The organism is Pseudoxanthomonas sp. X-1 (genome assembly GCF_020042665.1).
In the GTDB taxonomy this organism is placed as follows: Bacteria; Pseudomonadota; Gammaproteobacteria; order Xanthomonadales; family Xanthomonadaceae; genus Pseudoxanthomonas_A; species Pseudoxanthomonas_A spadix_A.
The window spans coordinates 909651-930122 of sequence record NZ_CP083376.1 but is presented as its reverse complement, the minus strand read 5'-3'; the positions used below and the strand labels follow the sequence as shown (position 1 = coordinate 930122).

The 20472-nt window shown below is 66.4% G+C and carries 21 protein-coding genes; 8 read left to right on the top strand and 13 right to left on the bottom strand.

Annotated elements, in window-relative coordinates; translation table 11 throughout:
* Positions 1-259: 259 nt before the first annotated feature.
* On the top strand, positions 260-613 hold the full coding sequence (locus tag LAJ50_RS04185) for a DUF3147 family protein (RefSeq protein ID WP_130550670.1): 354 nt from the start codon (positions 260-262) through the stop codon (positions 611-613).
* Between the two features lie 182 nt (positions 614-795).
* Positions 796-1590 (top strand): hypothetical protein, encoded by a 795-nt coding sequence (locus LAJ50_RS04180; protein WP_138653170.1) that lies wholly within the window; start codon positions 796-798, stop codon positions 1588-1590.
* A 64-nt stretch (positions 1591-1654) separates the two neighbouring features.
* On the opposite strand, the gene LAJ50_RS04175 is transcribed toward LAJ50_RS04180, so the two are convergent.
* The 3 genes from LAJ50_RS04175 to LAJ50_RS04165 form a co-directional block, all read right to left on the bottom strand.
* Positions 1655-2854: a DUF1501 domain-containing protein gene (locus LAJ50_RS04175; protein ID WP_130550668.1), complete on the bottom strand. Its 1200-nt coding sequence runs from the start codon at positions 2852-2854 to the stop codon at positions 1655-1657.
* Positions 2855-2884: 30 nt separating this feature from the next.
* Positions 2885-4465: a DUF1800 domain-containing protein gene (locus LAJ50_RS04170; RefSeq protein ID WP_138653168.1), complete on the bottom strand. Its 1581-nt coding sequence runs from the start codon at positions 4463-4465 to the stop codon at positions 2885-2887.
* 316 nt (positions 4466-4781) lie between these two features.
* Positions 4782-5243: a YbaK/EbsC family protein gene (locus LAJ50_RS04165; protein ID WP_138653166.1), complete on the bottom strand. Its 462-nt coding sequence runs from the start codon at positions 5241-5243 to the stop codon at positions 4782-4784.
* Between the two features lie 142 nt (positions 5244-5385).
* Between LAJ50_RS04165 and LAJ50_RS04160 the strand changes: the two genes are divergently transcribed.
* Both LAJ50_RS04160 and LAJ50_RS04155 read left to right on the top strand, forming a co-directional pair.
* Positions 5386-5916 (top strand): GNAT family N-acetyltransferase, encoded by a 531-nt coding sequence (locus LAJ50_RS04160; RefSeq protein WP_138653164.1) that lies wholly within the window; start codon positions 5386-5388, stop codon positions 5914-5916.
* A gap of 184 nt (positions 5917-6100) precedes the next feature.
* Complete coding sequence (locus LAJ50_RS04155; RefSeq protein ID WP_138653162.1) at positions 6101-7321, top strand: hypothetical protein; 1221 nt, start codon at positions 6101-6103, stop codon at positions 7319-7321.
* Between the two features lie 93 nt (positions 7322-7414).
* Here the strand turns inward: LAJ50_RS04155 and LAJ50_RS04150 are convergent, their stop codons facing one another.
* The 3 genes from LAJ50_RS04150 to LAJ50_RS04140 all read right to left on the bottom strand — a co-directional run bounded on the left by LAJ50_RS04150 (position 7415) and on the right by LAJ50_RS04140 (position 9219).
* The gene (locus tag LAJ50_RS04150) at positions 7415-7912 is read right to left on the bottom strand and encodes a TspO/MBR family protein (RefSeq protein WP_130550663.1); all 498 of its coding nucleotides are present in this window, start codon (positions 7910-7912) and stop codon (positions 7415-7417) included.
* Positions 7913-8020: 108 nt separating this feature from the next.
* On the bottom strand, positions 8021-8452 hold the full coding sequence (locus tag LAJ50_RS04145) for a hypothetical protein (protein ID WP_138653160.1): 432 nt from the start codon (positions 8450-8452) through the stop codon (positions 8021-8023).
* A 119-nt stretch (positions 8453-8571) separates the two neighbouring features.
* On the bottom strand, positions 8572-9219 hold the full coding sequence (locus LAJ50_RS04140; protein ID WP_130550661.1) for a dihydrofolate reductase family protein: 648 nt from the start codon (positions 9217-9219) through the stop codon (positions 8572-8574).
* Between the two features lie 441 nt (positions 9220-9660).
* Between LAJ50_RS04140 and LAJ50_RS04135 the strand changes: the two genes are divergently transcribed.
* Complete coding sequence (locus LAJ50_RS04135; protein WP_138653158.1) at positions 9661-10941, top strand: carbohydrate porin; 1281 nt, start codon at positions 9661-9663, stop codon at positions 10939-10941.
* A gap of 270 nt (positions 10942-11211) precedes the next feature.
* On the opposite strand, the gene LAJ50_RS04130 is transcribed toward LAJ50_RS04135, so the two are convergent.
* From LAJ50_RS04130 to LAJ50_RS04120, 3 genes are all read right to left on the bottom strand, one after another.
* On the bottom strand, positions 11212-11664 hold the full coding sequence (locus LAJ50_RS04130; protein ID WP_138653156.1) for a hypothetical protein: 453 nt from the start codon (positions 11662-11664) through the stop codon (positions 11212-11214).
* A 38-nt stretch (positions 11665-11702) separates the two neighbouring features.
* Entirely contained in the window at positions 11703-12605 is a 903-nt protein-coding gene (locus tag LAJ50_RS04125; RefSeq protein WP_138653154.1) for a hypothetical protein, read from the bottom strand.
* 405 nt (positions 12606-13010) lie between these two features.
* Complete coding sequence (locus LAJ50_RS04120) at positions 13011-14111, bottom strand: M28 family peptidase (protein WP_138653152.1); 1101 nt, start codon at positions 14109-14111, stop codon at positions 13011-13013.
* Between the two features lie 274 nt (positions 14112-14385).
* On the opposite strand from LAJ50_RS04120, the gene LAJ50_RS04115 reads away from it, so the two are divergent.
* From LAJ50_RS04115 to LAJ50_RS04105, 3 genes are all read left to right on the top strand, one after another.
* Complete coding sequence (locus LAJ50_RS04115) at positions 14386-14604, top strand: hypothetical protein (protein ID WP_130550654.1); 219 nt, start codon at positions 14386-14388, stop codon at positions 14602-14604.
* Positions 14605-14715: 111 nt separating this feature from the next.
* On the top strand, positions 14716-14985 hold the full coding sequence (locus tag LAJ50_RS04110; RefSeq protein WP_130550653.1) for a hypothetical protein: 270 nt from the start codon (positions 14716-14718) through the stop codon (positions 14983-14985).
* A gap of 155 nt (positions 14986-15140) precedes the next feature.
* The gene (locus LAJ50_RS04105) at positions 15141-15278 is read left to right on the top strand and encodes a hypothetical protein (protein WP_171044596.1); all 138 of its coding nucleotides are present in this window, start codon (positions 15141-15143) and stop codon (positions 15276-15278) included.
* Positions 15279-16152: 874 nt separating this feature from the next.
* On the opposite strand, the gene LAJ50_RS04100 is transcribed toward LAJ50_RS04105, so the two are convergent.
* The 4 genes from LAJ50_RS04100 to LAJ50_RS04085 all read right to left on the bottom strand — a co-directional run bounded on the left by LAJ50_RS04100 (position 16153) and on the right by LAJ50_RS04085 (position 20457).
* Positions 16153-16479 carry a hypothetical protein gene (locus tag LAJ50_RS04100; protein WP_138653150.1) on the bottom strand — a complete coding sequence of 109 codons (327 nt, stop codon included), beginning with the start codon at positions 16477-16479 and terminating at the stop codon, positions 16153-16155.
* 315 nt (positions 16480-16794) lie between these two features.
* Positions 16795-17358: a DUF4259 domain-containing protein gene (locus LAJ50_RS04095; protein ID WP_171044595.1), complete on the bottom strand. Its 564-nt coding sequence runs from the start codon at positions 17356-17358 to the stop codon at positions 16795-16797.
* Positions 17359-18149: 791 nt separating this feature from the next.
* Positions 18150-19550: a hypothetical protein gene (locus LAJ50_RS04090; protein ID WP_138653146.1), complete on the bottom strand. Its 1401-nt coding sequence runs from the start codon at positions 19548-19550 to the stop codon at positions 18150-18152.
* A gap of 22 nt (positions 19551-19572) precedes the next feature.
* Complete coding sequence (locus LAJ50_RS04085; protein WP_138653144.1) at positions 19573-20457, bottom strand: NrdJb; 885 nt, start codon at positions 20455-20457, stop codon at positions 19573-19575.
* Positions 20458-20472 lie beyond the last annotated feature (15 nt).

Below are 20472 nucleotides of genomic sequence, written 5' to 3'. Positions count from 1 at the left end.
GGCACGTAGCACCCGCGCCCCGGTGGCGCCGCCGATGCGCGGCAGGACCGGCGCCAGGTGGCCGGACGCGCATGTTTCGGACGACTTCGGCGTTCACTCCACACGCGGGAATCCAGGGACGTCGATGTCCGCCACGAAGGCGATGAGGTCCCGTGTTCACGCGAACGACGATCGCTTTCGGCGGGAGGCCCTTGGAAGCAACCTCCGGCGCCCGCGTCGCGCCTTAGACTGCCTCGCCTCGCCCCCACCCAACGATCCCATGCCCTGGCTCATCGCCAAATACGCCGTCACCGCGCTGATCGTCGTGGTCGTGTCCGAGGCGGCCAAGCGCAGCGACCGGCTCGGCGGCCTGCTCGCCGCGCTGCCGCTGGTCACCCTGCTGGCCCTGGTCTGGCTGCAGATGGAACGGCAGCCGGCGGAGAAGATCGCCCACCATGCCTGGTACACCTTCTGGTACGTGGTGCCGACACTGCCGATGTTCTTCGCCTTCCCCTGGCTGCTGCCGCGGCTGGGCTTCTGGTGGACGCTGGGCGCCAGCGCGGCATTGACCGTGGTGTGCTTCTGGCTGTTCGCGTTGGCGCTGCGGCCGTTCGGCATCCAGCTGCTGCCGTAAACAGCGGCAGGCGTCCGCGCGGCGCCTCCTGCTCACGCTTGTGCAGGCCCGCTCACAAGACCGAACGCCACATCGCATCCGAACACTCGCTCACGCCGGTCCCACAGGTGGTTAACGGCGCGGCCCGCACCGTCGTCCACACAGCAACGGTCGCACGTCGTGGCCGGACACGGGAGACGCAAGTGAGCAACCGCAACGAGAAGTACGACCCCGCCGACGAGACCGCCGGCAGCCCCAACCGCGACCCCATCACCGGTGCGCCGGGCGCGCACCCGGTCGGCGTCGGCGTCGGCGGCGTGGTGGGTGGCGCCGCCGCGGGCGCGGCCGCCGGCACGATCCTGGGACCGATCGGCACCCTGATCGGCGCCGCGGTGGGTGTGGTCGCCGGCGGCGCCGTCGGCAAGGGCGTGGCCGAGAAGCTGGACCCGACCGTCGAGGCCGACTACTGGCGCGCGGCGCACAAGCATCGCCCCTACTACGATCCGGCCAAGGACTTCGACCGCGACTACGCCAGCGTCTACGGCTACGGCCTGCAGGCCCGCGAGGCCGAGCCCGGACGCAGCTGGGAGGAGCGCGAGGCCGAGCTGGAACGCGACTGGCCGCGCCATCGCGGTACCTCCACGCTGGATTGGGAGCAGGCGCGTCCCGCCGCGCGCGACGCCTGGGAGCGCGCCGACCGCAGCCACCTGGCCTATGCCGACAGCGACGAGCGCTTCCGTACCCACTTCGAGCGCGCGCCTTATCGCGGCCCGGACCATCAGTACGAGGACTTCGTCCCGGCCTATCGCTACGGCACGCGCTCGCGCTTCAGCAGCGACTTCGGTGGGCGCATGTGGGACGACACCGTCGCCGACGAGCTGCGCCTGGGCTGGAACAGCGCGCGCGGCAGTTCGCGCCTGGACTGGGATGAGGCCAAGGGCGCGGTGCGCGATGCCTATCTGTCCGACGAGCCTTTCGACGGCGGACGCCGCGGCTGAGTTCGATCCGACGCAATGAAGATACGACAGGGCGCTGCATGGCGCCCTGTCGTTTTGCTGCCGCTCACACCAGCTGCAGGTCCTTCGGCCTGGCGCCGGGGAAGACCTGTTCGAGCTGGGTGCCGTTCAAGCCCCACATGCGCTGCAGCAGGCCGCCGAACAGGTCGCGGTAGTTGGTCAGCACCGGATAGTCACGGTTCTGCAGCAGGTTGGCCTGCGCCACCTCCACCTGCGGCCCGGCGATGCGCCCGCCGTTGACGTCGCCGCCCAGCACCCAGTACGTGGTGCCATGGCCGTGGTCGGTGCCCTTGTCGCCGTTCTCGCGGAAGGTGCGGCCGAACTCGCTCAGCACCACCACCACCGTATCGTTCCAGTCATCGCCCAGCGCATCGGCATAGGCGGCCAGGCCCTGGCCGAGGTTCTTGAGGTTGTTGGCCAGCTGGCCGTCGGTGCTGCCCTGGTTGACGTGCGTGTCCCAGCCGCCGACATCGACGAAGCCCAGCCGGTACTTGTCGCGCATCAGCACGGCCATGCGCCGGGTCTCGTCGGCGAAGCTGCGCGCGCTGGCTGCGCCGCGGCTGGCCTGCATCATCTCCTGCTGCAGCGCCTGGCTCACCTGCTGGCGCAGGGCCAGCCCATCGCGCGCCGCGCTGGCCAGCTGGGTGCCCTGGTACATGCCGGCCAGGATGTCGGACTGGCGCGGGTCGAACACCGGCTTGGCATCGTTGCGCAGCGACAGGTTGGGGATCTCGCCGGCGCCCTGGAAGCTCAGCGGCAGCGAGTCGGTGAAGGCGATCGCCGGCACGCCGGTCATCACCGCCGACAGCCGCGCCAGGAAGCCGGAGCGGTAGTCGTGGCGGTCGGCGCCGGCCTCGCCCGATTCGATGTCGTCCTGGGTCTCGAAGTGGCTGCGCGACAGGTCGTCGGTGCCGGCGAACGGCACGAACGCCAGCTGCTTCCTCTGCCACAGCGGCAGCAGGCTGTCGCGCAACACCGGGTTGAGGCCCCAGTGCGCGTCCAGCGCGATGGCGCTCTTGTCGTTGCCCGGGTCGGGCCGGGCGATGGCCAGAGTGGGACGCGAGGCGTAGTAGAAATCACTGGCGACCGGCACCAGCAGGTTGTTGCAGTCGTAGCCGCCGCGCAAGAAGACCACCAGCATCCGGCTGCGATCCTTGGCCGGGGCGGCGAACAGCCGCCCGGACCAGCCCAGGCTGCCGCTGGCGGCGGTCAGTGCGCTGGCGATGAGGAACTCACGACGTTTCATGGCAACACCCTCGTGCAGGGATGTACGGGATCAGCGGTAGTTGAAGTCGGGCGAAGCCAGCAGGAAGGCGTTCCACTCCTGCTGCGAACGCGCCTTGGCCAGCGCCTCGCGCGTGGCCGGCGCCAGGCTCGGCTCGATCGCGGCGTAGAACAGCCGCGAGGCCGGCATCGGGAAGCCGCCCTGCTGCTCGGCCTTGCCATCGGCCTTGGCCGGCGTGAACAGCCGCGCATCGCCACCGCCGATGGCGCGGGCGATCTCGAAGCGCTTGGCCATCTGGCCCGAGCTGTTCCAGGCGTCGGAGGCCAGCGGCCAGCCGTCGGGCGTGATCCGGCCGAAGCTCGGCTCGCCCAGCTGCCCCAGCCAGCCCACCAGCGGCGCCGGGTTGGCGACCACCTGACCGTCGTAGGCGAAGCGGATCGAGGACACCAGATAGCGGTACGGATCCTTGAACTTGCGCTGGCCGGCATCGGCGAACTCGCGCGAGCTCACCATCACCTCCATCACCTTGGCGATGTCGCCATCGCTGCGCAGGAAGGCCTTGGCCATCCTGTCCACCAGCGCCGGCGGCGGCGTATCGGCGACGAAGTACTGCGCCAGCTGGCTGGAGATGAAGTGCGCGCACGCCGGCTGGCGGGTGATCAGCTCCACCGCGCTGCGCACCTCGTCGAAGCCACCGCCGGCGATGCGCTGGCCCAGCAGGGTCTTGTCGCCCTCCTGATGGCGCGCCGGGTTGAACTCGAACGCGCCCTCGCGCAGGTACTGGGCCTGCTGGGCCGGCTTGAGCTTGGGCGGGCCGTCGCGATCGGGCGGCGCGATGCCCACGCCGGTCAGCACCAGCGCCAGCTGTTGCACATCGTGCTGGGTATAGCCGGCGTCCACGCCGAGCGTGTGCAGCTCCATCAGCTCGCGCGCATAGTTCTCGTTGACCTTGCCCCTGGCGTTCTGCGCGTTGTCCAGGTAGTCCAGCATGGCCGGGCTCTTGAGCGTGGCCAGCACCAGGTCGGAGAAGTGGCCCAGCGCGTTGGGGCGGATGGCGCGGTCGACGTAGTCGCCCAGCACCCAGCCCACGCGCGCCTTGTCGGCCTGCACGCTGAAATGGTTGAGCCAGAACCACACCAGCTGCTCGCGCAGCTGATCCGGGTCGTAGATCGCGCGCAGCAGTTCGGCCTGACGCACCTGCTGCACGGTCTGGTTCTTCTGTTCCTGCAGCGCCTTCTTCGCGGCCGCCTTGGCGTCGCCGTCGGGCATGGCGTTGATCTCCTTCTGCCGCGCCGCCAGCTGGGTCAGCGCAGCCGTCGCCGACACGTTCAGACCCTCGTAGGCACGCAGCTGCGCCTGCACCGCCGGCGGCAGATCGGCATCGCCCGCGTCGGCATGCAGCTGCGCGCGCAGGTAGTCGCGCTGGCCCTGACGGCCGAGTGCGGCCACGCTGGCGCTGTCCAGGCCGAACTGCACGCGCTGCAGCCAGCGCAGCTGATCCGGGGTCGGACTGGCGTCGCGCGCGGCGGCCGGCAACGCGCACAGGCCAGCCACGGCCAGCAGGCCAAGCGTCAGCGCGCTTCGACGACCACGCGTGAGCAGAGCATCAGACGGGCTTGCAGGCGAGTGCATCGACCACCTCCGGACGGCGCGGTCCAGGGGGGCCGCGTGAAAACCCTAGCCCTGGCGTCTTGCACGCGGGTTAAGCATTTGTCGGAACGCGGCCGCGCGGGAGGCACGGATTCAGACGTGGCGCGATGTGGCGGCCCGTGGCAACGAACGACGCCTGGGAGGCCGCAAAACGCGACGTGGGCGGGGCCTGCGACCGTGCCACGGCTGGCATTCGAATGGAAGCGAGCGCCGAAAGCGCGCTCCATGGCCACGCGGTCGGGAGGCGGCGACGCCGTTCGCACCATCGCGCGTCAGCGCGGCGTCGCGACTGCCGCGCTCAGGCCTTGCCCACATCCACCCACTGCGCCTGCACCAGGTCGGCCAGGCGCGACGGCGCCAGGCACACCGCGCTGTTGGGCGAACCGGCGGCCGGATACACCAAGGCATGCGCCCGCAGCGAGACATCGCAGCAGATTCGCGCCGGGCCGGCCAGGCCGAACGGACACACGCCGCCGACGGGATGCCCGGTCAGCGCCAGGGTCTGCTCGGGCGGCAGCAGGCGCGGCTTGGTGCCGAAGGCGGCCTTGAACTTCTGGTTGTCCAGCCGCGCATCGCCGGCCATCACCAGCAGCAACAGCGCATCGTCCAGGCCTAAGGCGAGGGTCTTGGCGATCTGGCCCGGCGTCACGCCCAGCGCCTCGGCGGCCATCGCCACCGTGGCCGTGCTCTGCGCGTGTTCGATCACCTCCACCTCAGGCGCGTGCTGCTGAAAGAAGGCGCGGACGGAGGCGATCGACACGGCGTACTCCTTGTAGGCATGAGGGATGGCGGACTTCGCGGCGGGCGCCGGGACATGATGACGCCGACGCCTTATTCTGCCTGCGTGCGCCGCCGTTGCGCGAAGCCGCGCCCGGCCGCCGTTCCCTCGCCCAGAGAGCCCCATGTCCGCCCACACCCTCGTGCGCTGCACGCACGACCAGCACGCCGCCGCGATCCTGGACATCTTCAACGATGCCATCGTCCACTCCACCGCGCTGTACGAGTACGCCCTGCGCACGCCGGCCACCATGACGGCCTGGTTCAAGGCCAAGGGCGAGGGTGGCTTCCCGGTGATCGGCGTGGAAGACGCGCACGGCACGCTGCTGGCCTTCGGCAGCTACGGCACCTTCCGCGCGTTTCCGGCCTACAAGTATTCGGTCGAGCATTCGGTGTACGTACACCCCGACCATCGCGGCCGCGGCCTGGGGCGGGTGGTGATCCAGGCCCTGATCGAGGCCGCGCGGGCGCAGGGCCTGCACGCGATGATCGGCGGCATCGACGCCAGCAACACCGCCAGCGTCGCCCTGCACGAGCGCCTGGGCTTCCGCCATGTCGGCACGCTGCCGCAGGTGGGCTTCAAGTTCGGCCGCTGGCTGGACCTGGCGTTCTACGAGCTGCTGCTGGAGACGCCGGCGCACCCGGTCGACGGCTGAGCGAGGGAAGCCGCGCCCTGGCGCGGCGCATGACGCCGGACCTGCACCTCCGCGGGCCGGAGCGCGAGGGTCGTGACTCGACCGACCTCGCCGCGCCGAAGCGAACAGCAGACGATCCGCGCCGCATGTCCGGTCCGCGCCCCGTTCCGCGCATATCCGGGACACGCACGCCACCGGAACGCCCATGTCCAGCCACCGCCTCCTGCCCGCCGCCGTCGCCGCCTGCCTGCTGCTGGCCCTGCCCACCCGCGCCGCCGCGCCCGTCGCACCCACTCAGGTCTTCATCGACGTGGACACCCACAGGATGGCCGGCATGCCCGACATGGGTGCGCTGGGACGCTTGGCCGGGATGCTGGGCGGCAAGCAGGACCTGGGCTATCCGGACGCGCGCTCGGGCGGGGCGAGCGGGCTGTACTTCGACATCGCCCTGCACAACACCCTGGCGCCGGGCCTGCCCGCGCAACAGGCGATCCCGGCCGGCCTGGGCCTGGGCGACGCGCTGCCGCTGCTGCCGCCCACGCGCGCCACCATCCCAGACGCGCAGGGCGACGGCCCTCAAATGGACGCCACCGAGGCGCGCATGCTCGTGTACTGGGGCTGCGGCGCCAGCATCGGCCCCGGCCAGCCGCGGGTGATCCAGGTGCGCATGCGCAACGGCGTGCCCGAGGCCAGCGGTTCGGTCGAATCGCGCCGCGCGCCCGACCGCGACGTGCGGCCCGACCCCAGCTATGCGCTGTGGCCCAACCAGAAGGCGCGCAGGCGGGCCGAGCGCGGCGCCTCGCTGCAGGGCGAGCACCGCATCACCGGCCAGGGCGTGCCGGACTCGCTGAAGTTCACCCTGGGCGCGCAGGCCGACTTCATGCCCGACATCGCCCTGCAGCAGCAGGGCGCGCCGGCCGACGGCATCGTCCTGAGCTGGCAGCCGGTGGCGCGTGCCGGCGCCTACTTCATCAGCGTCATGGCCAAGCAGGGCCAAGACATGGTGCTGTGGAGCAGTGCCGAGGTGCCGGACATGGGCGGCGGGCTGATCGATTTCCTGCCGGCCGCCACCATGGAACGCTGGGTCAAGGACAAGGTGCTGCTGGGCCCGGATACCACGCGCTGCCAGATCCCCAAGGGCATCCTCAAGGACGGCGGCGAGGCAGGCGCGGGAATGCTGTCGATGATCGCCTACGGCCCGGAGACCAACCTCACCTGGCCGCCGAAACCCGCCGATCCCAAACAGCCCTGGGCACCGGAGTGGAACGTGCGCGTGCGCACCAAGTCCACCGCCAGCGCCGTGCTGGGCATGGACCTCGGCGGCATGGGTCAGGGCCAGGAGACGCCGGCCGGCGACGCGTCCCAGCCCGCGGAGAAGGAGAGCACCGGCAAGAAGCTGCTGCGCGGCCTGTTGAAGGGTCTCTGAGGCCGGCGTCGGGTCGGCCAACCGCGCACGCCGCGCGGCTGGTCGCACGCCTGCCGATGTTGCGGGCGATCGTGTCCGGACCGCCCGCTCGGTTCACCCCAGCGCCTGCGGGTTGAGCTGCCACACCGCGTAGTTGAGCGCAGTGGCGAAGCTCACCCACGCCAGATACGGCAGCAGCAGCGCGCCGGCCAGCGGCCGCGCGCGCCAGAACATCACCACGGTGACGACGATCAGCCCCCACAGCACGACGATGTCCAGCATCGCCAGTGCGCCCAGGTGCCAGCCGAAGAACAGCCAGCTCCACAGCGCATTGAGCGCCAGCTGCGCCACGAACACGGTCAACGCCCGCCGCTGCGCGGCCCAGCCGCCGCGTCGCCAGACCAGCCACGCCGCGATGCCCATTAGGACGTACAGCACGCTCCACACCGGGCCGAACACCGCCGCCGGCGGCGCCCAGGACGGCTGCGCCAGTTGCCCGTAGAACTCGGCCGCCCGCACCGACGCGGCCGCGCCGATGCCACCGGCGACGCACGCCAGCAGCAGCCAGCCGACCAGCCCCAGCACCTGGCGCTTTCCGGAAACACCTTGCATCCCACACCTCGCCCGCGTTCGATCCTCGCGCGGCACTCTAGCGGCGTGGCGGCGTAGGCCATGTCACGGCCGGCGATGCCCGGCAACGCCGGAACGCCACCGCAATCCCTAGCCCGCGTCGAGCCTGGCGAGCACCTCGTCCATCACCTGCCGGGTGACCTTCTCGGCCGAGTGGTAGCCATGCAGCGCCGAGTTCTTCCACGATCCGCTCGCAATCAGCGTGCCGGAGGCGTTGTAGATCTGGATATCCAGCGAACGCAGGTACATCGCCATGTCCCAGCGCCAGTTGTCCGTGTAGCGGACCACGACATCGGTGCCCGCCTCGCGCACTTCCGGTCCCGCCTTGACCTGGATTCCATGCGCCATGAGCTCCTGCTGGACATGGGCATCCATATCCGCCGAGTTGCCGCCATGCAGGACCACATAAGCCGTCCTGACCACGGTCTGGTGCCCCGGGTTCACCACCACGCGGTTGTGGGTCGCACAGCCGGCCAGTGCCGTCGCCACCGCGAGTACCGCGGCCCTTGTCCATCGATTCACGCGAATCCCCTTTCGATGCCACGCTCCTGTGGCCGCTGGAGTCTGCGCGCTGCCGATCCGCGAGATCAACCTGTCCCCTGGAGAGCGCCCGCCGCGCAGACCTGGCCGCGCGCTTCGTGTCAGCCCCGCTCCAGCACCACGTGCAGCGCCTCCTCCGAGGCGCGGAAGCCGGTACAGCGGTAGCCGGGGACCGTCAGGTCCACGCCGTCGAACAGGCGCTCGCCCGAGCCCAGCAGCGTCGGCGCGATGGCCAGGTGCAGCTGGTCGATCAGGCCGGCCTGCAGATACTGGCGCACGGTGTCGGCGCCGCCCCCGATGCGGATGTCGCGCGCGCCGGCCGCTTCGCGCGCCAGGCGCAGCGCCTCGTGGATGCCGCCGGTGACGAAATGGAAGACCGTGCCGCCCTGCATCGGCAGGCTGGGCCGCGCGTGGTGGGTCAGCACGAACACCGGCACATGATGCGGCGGGTTGTCGCCCCACCAGCCGCGCCAGTCCGCGTCGCCCCACTCGCCACGGACGGGCCCGAACATGTTGCGCCCGATGATCCAGGCGCCGAGGTTCTCGAACCCGCGCGCGGCGATCTCATCGTCCAGCCCCGTGCCGCCGCCCTCCTTGCCGAACAGCGTCTGCATGAAGGTGCGCGTCCCCCGCAGCCAGCGATGCAGGTCCTGCGCGCCCTCGCCCATCGGCGCCTCCAGGCGCTGGCGCGGCCCTGCGGCGAAGCCATCCAGGGACAGGGTGAAACCTTCGACACGGACCTTCGACATCGCCGGCCTCCCGGGCACGCAAAAGAAGCCCATCTTCCTTCAACCACGCGCCGATGGCCCGCTGCGGTGCGCGAACCAGGCCGCAGTGCCGTGACGCCTGCGGCGCATGCCCTGCGATCTGCTTTTGCGCTTTCGGACTTGGGGCAAGGAGCGCCGGCAAAGCTGTCTCCCGTTCAAGCGGGAATCGCCGGTCTTTGGACCCTCCCTGTGGAAGTCGCTGGGGTCCCGCGTTCGCGGGAACGGCGATCGGGCCGGTGCGGGACGCGGCACTGGAGCGGCGCTCCCCGGATGACGTACCAGGCGCTTCAGCGCCATTCGCCCGCGTGACGCAGCGCCGTGGCGGTGCTGCGCCCCGAACGGCGTAACTCCTGAAGCCTCCCGGCACCGACGCGCCTCCATGCGCGCGCGATCTCCCCTGACGCCACGCTCGCTGACTCGCCCATGCATCGGCATTCCCCCGGCCGTTCCTCCTGTGTCGTGCTGTACGCGCTGCTGGCCTGCGCGCGGGCCCATGCCGCGCCCGAGCAGGCCTCCACCATGACCGGCGACTGGAGCGGCGTGCGCGAGGAATGGGCCACGCGCGGCGTCGCGCTGCGCGGCGATTACATCGGCGAGGCGGTGGCGGTGATCGACAGTGGCGATGGGACGAGCGGCACGCGCTACGCGCAGCAGCTGCGCGTGGGCATGGACCTGGCCATGGACCGGCTGGCCGGCTGGCGCGGCGGGGCGTTCCATCTCACGCTCAACGATCGCCGCGGCCGCAGCGCCTCGGCCGATCTGGTCGGCAACCGCTTCGCCCTGCAGCAGGTCTATGGCGGCACCTATACGCGGCTGAGCGAGGCCAGCTTCGACTACGGCTTCGCCGGTGGCGGCTACCTCAAGCTGGGCTTCTACGCGATGGGCAGCCACTTCGGCCTGCTGGCGGCCGGCAACAATTTCATCAATTCGGCGCTGTGCGCGCACCCGCTGTCGATGACCGGCAACAGCGGCTGGTACAACTACCCGGTGGCGCGCTGGGGCACCGAGACCGGCTGGCCGCTGGGCGCGCGCACGGTCCTGCGCGGCGGCTGGTTCCAGGTCAATCCGCAGCTGCGCGGCAACAACGTGCACACCGCATTCCGTCCCTTCGCCAGCGGCACGACCGGCTCCCTGTTCGTGCTCGAACTGGCCTGGACCCCGGGCGCGGGCGGCTCCTACCCCGGCAGCTACCAGGTGGGCGCCTACGCCGACACCTCGCGCGCCCAGCGGCTGGGCACCGCGGCCAGCGTCAGCGGGCGCAACGGCGCGTGGCTGCTGGCCGAACAGAAGGTCAGCGCGGAGGCCGCCGATCCCGCGCGGGGCCTGACCGTGTTCGGCGAGCTCATGCGCACCGACCAGGCGAGCTCGCCCATCAGTCGCTGGCGCGTGGCCGGCTTTTACTACCAAGGCATCGGCACGCGGAGCCACGACCGCCTGGCGCTGGGCTACGCAAGCGCCCAGGTCAACGATGCCCTGCGCACGGCGCGGCGGATCGAACTGGCCGATGCCGGCGTCCCGGGCGACGCACCGCTCTCCCGGCTCACCGATGCCGAGACCCTGTACGAGCTGGCCTACACCGCGCAGCTCAGGCCATGGCTGACGCTGCGCCCGGACCTGCAGTACATCGTCGACCCGGGCACGTTCAGCTACCGGCGCACGGGTGATGCGCTGGCGGTGGGGCTGCAGGTGAGGGCGACGTTCTGAGGAGCATCAGGACGCTGCGGCCGGGACGGACAAGAAGCATTCGAAGATCCGTCATTCCCGCGCACGCGGGAATCCAGCGCCTTTGAGGCTCTTCCGCGCGAACGTCCCTGGGTTCCCGCTTTCTCGGGAACGACGGCAGTGGGTTGCTTGCGTGGCTGCAGGTGCAAGGGCTTCGGCGATCTGCCGGCGACAAGCCGATGTCCAGCTGCGGAGCTTGTTGCGTGCCGACCCTAGCCACCGCGAGACGCCGCATACCGCCTTCGGGCCGCCTCAGTCCACTGCGTCGCCGCCGCCGGTGTGCACCAGGCTCCGATGCAGCGCGCGCGCCGCCGCCACGTCGTCCTCCTCGTCGAAGTACACCGCCATCTGCACCTGGCTGTCGGCCGCGAAAGCGTGGCCGTAGTAGCCCGGCTGGCGCGCATCGTCCGGGTCGTCGACCTCCTCGGCGAGGCGATAGGCGTAGAACAGCGTGTCGCCGACCTGTTCCTGCTCGAGGTCGTGCGCCTCGGGCGACTGGTGCTGGCGCACGTCATCCAGACGCGCCTCGATGCTGGCGCCGCCATCGTTGTGCCAGATCGTCATCCACACCGTGACGCGCTCGTTCCACAGCACCAGGTCGCCATCCTCGATGCGCCGGTTGTACGGCGCGTCCAGCGTGATCGCCCAGTCCGGCGTGAGCGGGTAATGGCCTTCGACGACGGGAAAGTCGGGATGGAGGGGCATGGCGGAACCTTGGCTGTGGCGTACGACGGGAGATTAGCCTACCCGCCCGGCGCCGCCTTGCGTCCGAGCAACGAAGCCGGCAGACAGGCGCCAAGCACAGGGCACGCCGCTGCGCTTCGTGCCATACGCGGCTTCCAATGCCAGCACGCCGCACCTGTGGGCGATTCCGATCCGCAAGCGGGAGGACCGTTGGTCCACGCGCGCAAGGTCGAATCCGCGCACCGCGCAGGAACGCCGCGCAGGCCCGCCTGTTGCCGGACGCAGCACAGAAACGCACCGGCAAGCACCGCGCGCCCATAAACAGAAACGGCGGCCTCGGCCGCCGCTCTTCCGACCGATCGCGGGGCGCGAACGTCAGTGCACCCCGGCGCCTCCGGCAGCCGGGGCATGGCCCGAGGCAGCCGCGCGGTGGCCGGATCGCCACGGTGCGACAGCGGGCCGGGCCGGGCGCCATACGCGCCCGAGACTTCCCGCACCGCCAGCCCACCAGCGCCGTGCGGCAACGGCTGCGCGCTGATCTCCGTGAGCAGGTCCGCCACCTCGCTGGCCTGGTTGAAGATCGCATAGCCCAGCATCGACACGCTGCCCTGCGCATAGTCGGCCGTCTGCTCGGCGAACACCGCATCGCCGAAGGCCTTGATGCTCGAGACCAGCAGCTGCAGGGCGTCCAGCTGCGCCATCGTCGCGCCGAAGGCCAGGCGCGCGCCCTCGACCGGCGTCGCACGGGTGGCCTCGGCCGCTGTATCGGCCGCGGCCGCCTCCGGCGCCGGGCCGGTCTGCACCGGCCATGACATCCGCTGCAGGATGGCCTCCACCTGCCCGGCCAGCTGGTCCAGGCTGGAAGCCAGTTCGGCCGCGCCCAGGGCGGGCGCCTGCTTCCGCGGCTTGCCGCCGGGGCGTGGCCGCGCCAGCCGCGCCAGCAATCGCAGCTGGCTGCCCACCTGGCGCAGCTGCTGCTGGCTGTCCTCGGGCAGCGGAGCGTCCTTCCTGCCCTGATCGTCGAACGTCGATTCCGTCATCGTGCTCTCCTTAGCATCGTGGGTGACCGCCCGTCATGACCAACGGACGGAAGGCGGGAGACCGGACGCCACGGCGTGCCGGCAGGTGCATCCGTTGCGGGGCCGGCGCGACCGCCCACGACGCCCGCTTCGCATCGGGTATCCCTGCCAGGCCGCAGGCGCGGGGCCACAGGCTCAAGCCCGGGCAGCGCGCGCCGGGACGTGTCCAGGCTCTCGGAATCGACGTTGCTCCGCCCCGTAGCCGGTGTCAACACCGCGCGGAGCCGACCTCCGCGCGCGCTGCGGCCGCCGCATCGAGGTGGTGCGACGCGAACGCGCGCGCTCCGATCAGCGCCCGGCGTCCCGCACCCCGTGCAGCTTGCGCGCGGCCTCGACGTACTTGGCGGCCTTGGGGTTGTCGGCGTTCCAGCGCGGCGCCTTCGGGTCGTTGGCGATGGTCCACACGGCCAGGGCGACAGTGCGGTCGATGGCGGCCATGTTGGTGTAGTCGATCTTGTCCCAGGTGTCGGCCGGGCCGTGATAGTCGGGGAAGGCGTAGGCCACGCTGATGGTGTGCGCCGGCACGCCCAGGTCGGCCAGCGCCTGGTTGTCGCTGAAGGCGAAGTAGCGGTCGCTGTTGACCGGATGCTTGGTCATGCGGATGCCGGTGGCCTCGCCCGCCTTGCGCAGCACATCGGCCACTTGCGAGTAGTCCGCGCCAGTGATCGCGGCCGCGCGCACCTGCGGGCCCTCGCTGTCGTCGGTGCGGCCGACCTGCTCTAGGTTGATGTTGGCCACCGTGTCGGCCACCGGCACCAGCGGATGCGCGCCGTAGTAGCGCGAGCCCACCAGCCCGTGCTCCTCGCCGAACACCGTCATGAACACGATGCTGCGCTTGGGCCGCACCTGCTGCGCGGCGAAGGCGCGCGCCAGCGCGATCACCGAGACCGTGCCGCTGCCATCGTCGTTGGCCCCGTTGAAGATCGGGTCATCGCCCTTGTCCTTGCGGATGCCCAGGTGATCGTAATGCGCCGTGACCAGCACATAGGTCTTGCTCAACACCGGATCCGAACCGCGCAGCACACCCACCACGTTGCGCACGATCAACGGCTCCGGCGCATCGGCGAACTTCGCCCGCTCCTTCTCCGGCGCGATCTGCCGCCAGTCCGCCGTCTGGAAATACCCGTCATCGCCCAACGGCTCCAGCCCCGCGCCCCGGAACTGCGCCGCGATGTACTCGGCCGCCAGATCCAGCCCCCGCGACGGCGTGCCCCGCCCCTCCAGCGCATCGGACGCAAGGAAGGACAGATCCCCACGCATCGCGTCGGCGGAGATGCTGGCGAGCAGGCTGGCCTGTGGCTGCGGCAGCGGTGGCTCTTTGGCTTGGGCGGCGCCGAACACGAGCGCGACTGAAAGCAGCGCGGCGCGCAAGCTTCTGTGACTGGTCATCCTGTTTCCCCGGGTTGATTTGCGCCGAAGTCTAGCCCGCTTGTGGCCCAAGCCGTCGGGCGCGTGTTTCGGAGGCTTCCAGGCAGCTCGGCACAGCCTGTAAGCCACTGCTATCGCCAAGGAAAATTGCTTGACAGGCCTGAGCGCGAATCCGAACAATCGCGGCAACTCGCCGATCGCGCGGATCAGTAACAGTTGAGCGCTCATGCCAGTCTTTCGCTGTTTCATCCGCGGTGAAAATTTTCCAGGCTCGCTCTCGCGTCAAGGCGAACCCGTGGGCTTCTACACGACGCGCTGGGTCGATGCTGAATCGCCAGTGGAAGCTGAAATGTTGGCACTCGGCCTGCTCCGCGAGGATCCAATCTTGAATTCGGTCGCGGCCGAGGAGCGCTCGGAAAACGCTCAGATATTCTTTGAGAAGATTGAAGAGGTGCTGTCCGAGCCCGGTCGCGTCTCAGGCGCGGGATTCACGTTCTTCCCGATGGGCACCTGACAATTCGTCTAAGCCGACGCGGCTTCGCTGCTCGGTTCAGTTCAAGCGTTTGGACCGACAATGGCGATAGTTGAGATTCCGTCAAAAAAGCGCCGCGTTCTGGCTGTTGTCATGGCAGGCGTTTACGCGCTGGCCTTGCTCGCACTGGCCATCAGCGCCGTCATGCTCTGGCGGATGTACTGCGAGAGCTTCGGTTGCGTTGGCAAGGGCATCGCCTGGTTCGCCTGGACCGTCGGCTTCATGGTCACGCTGGCGCTTGGCTATGTGGTCCGCCGCACCCAGCAAGGCACTGTCCGCATCGGCGTCGGATGTCTTCTCGGTCTGCAGCTTGCGGCTGGGTTCGCACTCGCCGGTTACTGGGCGGTGGGGCAAGCAGGCTGACACTGCGTCCGAGCCGACGCCGGTTCGCATCTCGGTTAACTCAGATCTTAGGTGCCATGGGACCAACGTCATCGCCAAGCACGCTAAAGACAGACCTGGCGGTTCTCGGGCTACTGGCAGCCTTGGCCGCCGCTACGTTTCTATTGAGGGAGGCCTTGGGTCTTCTGGTGTTCGCCGCGCTTGTTGTTGCGCTGCTGGTGCAGTGGATTCGGCTCGCCTTCTCGCGCGGCCGCAGCAAGACACTCAAGCAGCTCTGGGATGCGGTCAAGGACGCGTTCTGGGGTATCGGCTAAGCGACATACTTCAGGGATCCAATAGGAAGCAGAGTTCAGTTCCATGTTCGCAAAAGCCCGGGCCCGAGCTCGTCTCTCGCTTAGGAAACCGCACTTTGACCCTGTCACCCCACATTACGGAAAATCCTAATAAATGAAAAGATTCAGTTCGATTGCTGCAACACTTCGGGGAGGGACGCTTGCTTCCGCAGTGCCCGCAAGTTTTGACGTCGCGATCTCGCTACTGAGAGCCAACCTGTCGGTCTATTCCCCTCCGTACTCGTACTTGGTGTTCTTTTTAATGGGCTGTGCATTCGGGTTTATTTCGGTTAAAAGGCACACGTCAAGAATTAGATGAGCGCTGGTTCATCGATAAATCAGGGTCTGTTTAATATTTTTAGAAGCCAAGAATCAGACCTGTCGCCCGAGTTAAGGCCACGCCGCGACACGCCTTCTCTATTCTATAAATTTTAGTCAATAAATCATCGGAGTAAACTTCGAGACAACCACATCGTTTCGAAGCAAAACAAAGAAGTCTGTCCCCATCGCACCCTTTGTTACAGAACAGTTTACATACCGAAATTGATCCCCCTCCCGAAATGCTTCCTTCATGCTGACCCATCCGCCATGTGTTTCTGGAGAGAGGTTCCCCATAAGCCTGGAGCCTTCGAGAACTTGGTTCGAAGTCAAAGGAACTGATATCGCGCAGCCATGCATCCCTACACGGTCAGCGAATGACGGGATCTCGTAATTCCAAGCGAATCCATTGACCGATGCGCAACTTGTCACCACCGGGAGCAGCCCAACAAGGAGCGCCCACGGCGCAAAACATCTTTTCCTGCCAGGAATATTCTTAGGGAGCATCGGAAGCGTTATCGAAGGGGACTTGGCACTGCTAGCCCTGCTTGCTAAGCAGTGCGTCCGTAAGGCCTATAGACAGCACCATGAGAAATAGGGTCACTCCAACGTAGAGCAACCGTTTGGCGCTGGAATATGCGAGCAAGGCCTCTGGCGAAAGGGCGACCCCGTCGAGTTCATCGTCTTTTACCTTCTTAAGAAGCGCATAAATTGCCGTGCTATCTTTGCCGCGTCCGTGGAGCAGGTCCGGATGGTCGCGCAGCATGATCTTTCCGAAGGCAGACAGCTGCACGAAGTACATCGGATACACCACAACCATGGCGGCCAATGAAATCAGAAAAATAGCATCGAAGAAGATTGGCATAGTTGGCGGCAGACGTAGCTACTTGGCAGGGTCCCAAGCGCTGAATCCACCTCAGGACGCTGGGAAGAACAAGAGTCAGGGAAAAGTAAGAGTCAGAGTGCACTTTATGTTTCAGTTTCATCCGTGCCCAAGCACGAGACCAATTTCCTCGCTCGGGCAGGCAACTGTACGCTGCCCCCTATTTCGCCCGGCGGCGGGCGGGTAGACCGGCCCAGAAGTCAGGCTGCTCATAGAGAACAAGCGAATGCGGCCTGTCCCGTCACGTCGTGGATGGGAAAATCGCCCGTGCACCCGGTACGAGCCGTCGTGCCGCGCTTAACCCTGCAGCTTCGCCTTCAACGCCCTCACGGTGGCCTGCCATGCGTCGGCTTCATCCACCTCTTCCCACAACTCGCGCAGCTCGGACTGCTCGCCGACGATCCGGTCGAGCGCCTGGATGGCCTGCTTGACGAGGCCCGGGCTCACCTCCGGTGCGATCCGGGCCAGCCACTCGGTCAGTTCTTCTTCCTCCTGAGCGGCGGCCGTCGGCCGGCCGGCCGCGGCGGCGACCACTTCGGCCGCTGCGATGCCCAAGCACGCCTCGGGCGCCTCCAGGTAATCCTCGGCCGCGAGCACGGTGGCCAGTGCGTCACTGACCAGGCTCAGGTCAGCAACCTCAGTGAGGTCGGCCATGAAGTCAGCCGCGTCATCATTCTCAAACGATCCATTGCCCCAAGTGCCCACGATGATCTCCTTGCATGTGATGCGTTGATGGAAGGCCAGGTTCCGCCCGACCCCGTTGATCCCAAGGCAGGCACTGTAGCGTTGGTTTCTTTCAGAAGGCAGTCCGGCGGCGTCATTGAGCAACCCCGCAAGCTGCAAGGCTTCAGCTTTGCTCAATGTCAGTGGACTGCAGGCTCGAGTACAGCTTGCGCCGCCGTTTGGCTGGATAGCAAAAAAAGGAGTGAGAGTGCGGTTTCACTGTCACGCAAGCACGAGCCGGATCCCGTCGCTTACGAGCAAGACTGCACTCTGACCCTTTTGTCCTGCGACCAAAATCGCGCTCTGACCCCTATTCCCCGCTTCGCCGAATTGAGCCGGGCCGCGAGGCGTGCTCAGCATGAATGAACTGTCAGGCTGTATCCAGCACCTCTGACCATACAGCAGGCGCAAGGGCCAACATAAGCACGACGACGGCTCCAACCATCGCAGCGAGCCACAGGGAAATACGCTTGTACCGATAGACCAACGCGGCGGCCAACATGCTGCCCAAGGTCACCGTACCCCAGAATGTGGAGTTGCCTCGAGCAAGCGGAACGTCGGGAAACAGGAGGCAGGCCGTACGGTAAACGGCCGATGGCGTCACCAGTAGTCCGGAAGCAAACGCCGCGAACGAATGGCCGAAGCGCCAAATTCTTGGGGCGGGTGATAGCACCGCCTGTGGAGGCTTGTAAGGATTTTCCATTTGCGGCCAGACACTGTAGTTAAGCCAAGCCGCAAAGTGGCTTCGGCTTGAATGATTTTTTAGCTATCACTTGGCAGAGTGCGCCGCCGTCTTGGCGCACTCTGATCCTGTTCTCGCAGCGAGATCCTCAGGTGGCGTGGGTTGCTATCAAGGACTCACTCTGGGGAATCGCTGAAAACTGTACTCTGACCCCTGTTTCGATCCTTTATCACTTAATGGCGTCCGATCAGAAAATTTTTCTCGATATCTCGCCGGCCATATTCAGCCCGGCTCGATGGTCGCTCGCCGTCTTAGCAAAGGTGAACGCATATCGCCCATCATCTTGATAAATCGCTTTGTAGTGCTTCCCGTCATCAGAAATTGAGAATCCAAACTCTTCAAGGATCTTCCTTGTTGCTCGGTCCATATCCTTGTAAGAGCGCAGGGCTTCCTTAATTTCTGAATTAATACGATCTCCATTTCCCCGTCTCGAATTTACTTGGAGAATCGAATTAACCAAATGCATCCTTCGGCTTTCGGGAACAATCGAGTCCTTATATCGTTCAAGCGCATCGATCAAAACATCGATTGTCTCATTCTCGTAGAAGTCGCGCTCTATGCCGGATTTAAGAAGCTCGCCTCCCGCCGCGGCGCCCTGAGGCCTATTATTCACAGAAAGCGCTTTCGCAAGATCCCTTTCGAGCTCATCAATCCGATCCTGTTTTGCAGAAATCTCGTCATCAAAAGCTTTTGTATAAGCATCTACGTCAGCATTCCCTTGACTCCGAACAAGCTCGATTCTGTATTTTGCGAGCTGCTCTTTTAGATAGAGCCAACTCAATTTAGAGGGCACGCGACGATTAACAGACGCCGTCCTTATCGATCTCCAGATATCAAGAATCAGGTCCTTTGGATTCTCACCAGGCGTAGGAAAGAAATTCCATCGCTCCGCGCCATCGGGCCAGTAGATACCGATGTTGCCTCCGTAGACAGCGGATCGACCTACCAACGCTCGCAGGGAAAGAGAGAACTTGCGGCTTGGCTCACAGATGACGTGCGCAGCGCCAGAAACAAATCTCACGAGTCGCTCTGGATCCACCCCCAAACGCTCGTCGTATCCGCGGCTAATATAAATTATCGGCAGAGAATTATGAGCCTCGCCCGTCATTAGCGCAGCAGCAACTTCTGGACTTGACTCAGGCAAAGGAATAGGTTTGTCGGCCACGGGGATATCGCCATCATCTCCGCCCCCCAATTCCCCTAAAAGCATCTTAATAAGATGGGGCTTTCTAGCTGGCGGTAAACGAGGCACTCCTCCGTCCTTGTCGCAAGATACCTGAACAGCCACATAGAGTTTGTCCCCGATGCGCGCGCAGCTAAGAGTGGTAATCCACTCAATTTGTTCTTCGGATATCTGTGAGTAACGAATTCCAGCGGATGTACAGTCTCCGGCACCCGAAACTATGAGCGTCGATACACGCTCCTCGCCCCAAGTAAAATCTCGCTCATCGTTGCACTCAGGAATATCCAAGGTCGAAGATTCAATTTTTGAGTGTGGACTTCCGGCAATCCACTTGTGCCCAAGCTTTATAACGTCGTCAACACTTACACCTTGCTTCAGAGGAAAGTGCGTTGAGTAGCTAATCATCGATCACGTCCTGTCATATTTCTCACCCGCACTTCGAATACCCACAATTCAAACACGTCTGACACCCATCCATGATCACCATGGCCTTGGTGTTGCACTTGTGGCACATGCTGGCCGAGGGCGGGAAGCTGGCGCCGTCGCCGGCGACTTCGATGTCCTCGACGTGGTCGGCGGTGCTGTTGGGGATGAGGGCGGAAGTGGAGGCAGAGGCAGGAGCGACCCCTCCCCGCCCCTCCCCTTCGCTGCGCGAAAGGGAGGGGGCGGCTGCCTCGCTGCGCTTGGCGCTGGCGGTTACGTCAGTGTTTTTTTTTGAGCGGTCTTCGTACTGCTTGCGCTTTTCGGCCAGGATCGCCTTCTGGTGCTCGGACATTTCCGGGTCGTGGATCAGGCCGATGGACTTCATGTGCTCCTCGACGATGGCGCCGAGCTCGGCGACCAGCGAGGGCATGTAGACGCCGCCAGCCTTGAAGTAGCCGCCGCGCGGGTCGAACACGGCCTTCATCTCGTCCACCAGGAAGGTCACGTCGCCGCCCTTGCGGAACACGGCCGACATGATGCGCGTCAGCGCGACGATCCACTGGAAGTGCTCCATCGACTTGGAGTTGATGAAGATCTCGAACGGGCGACGGTGCTCGTGCTCGGTGCCGGCGTTGAGGACGATGTCGTTGATGGTCACGTACATGGCGTGCTCGACCATCGGCGACTTGATCTTGTAGGTGCTGCCGACCAGCACGTCGGGGCGCTCGATGCGCTCGTGCATCTGGATGACTTCGGCCACGGGCAGCTCGGCCTCGGCGGTGGCGCGGCTGACGGACTCGGCGGGCACCGGCGCGGCGGCCTGGCGCGCCTTGTCTTCCGGGGTGAGCACGCTGTAGCCCTTGATTTTCTTGTCGATCTTGACGGCCATGGCCTTGGGTCCTGG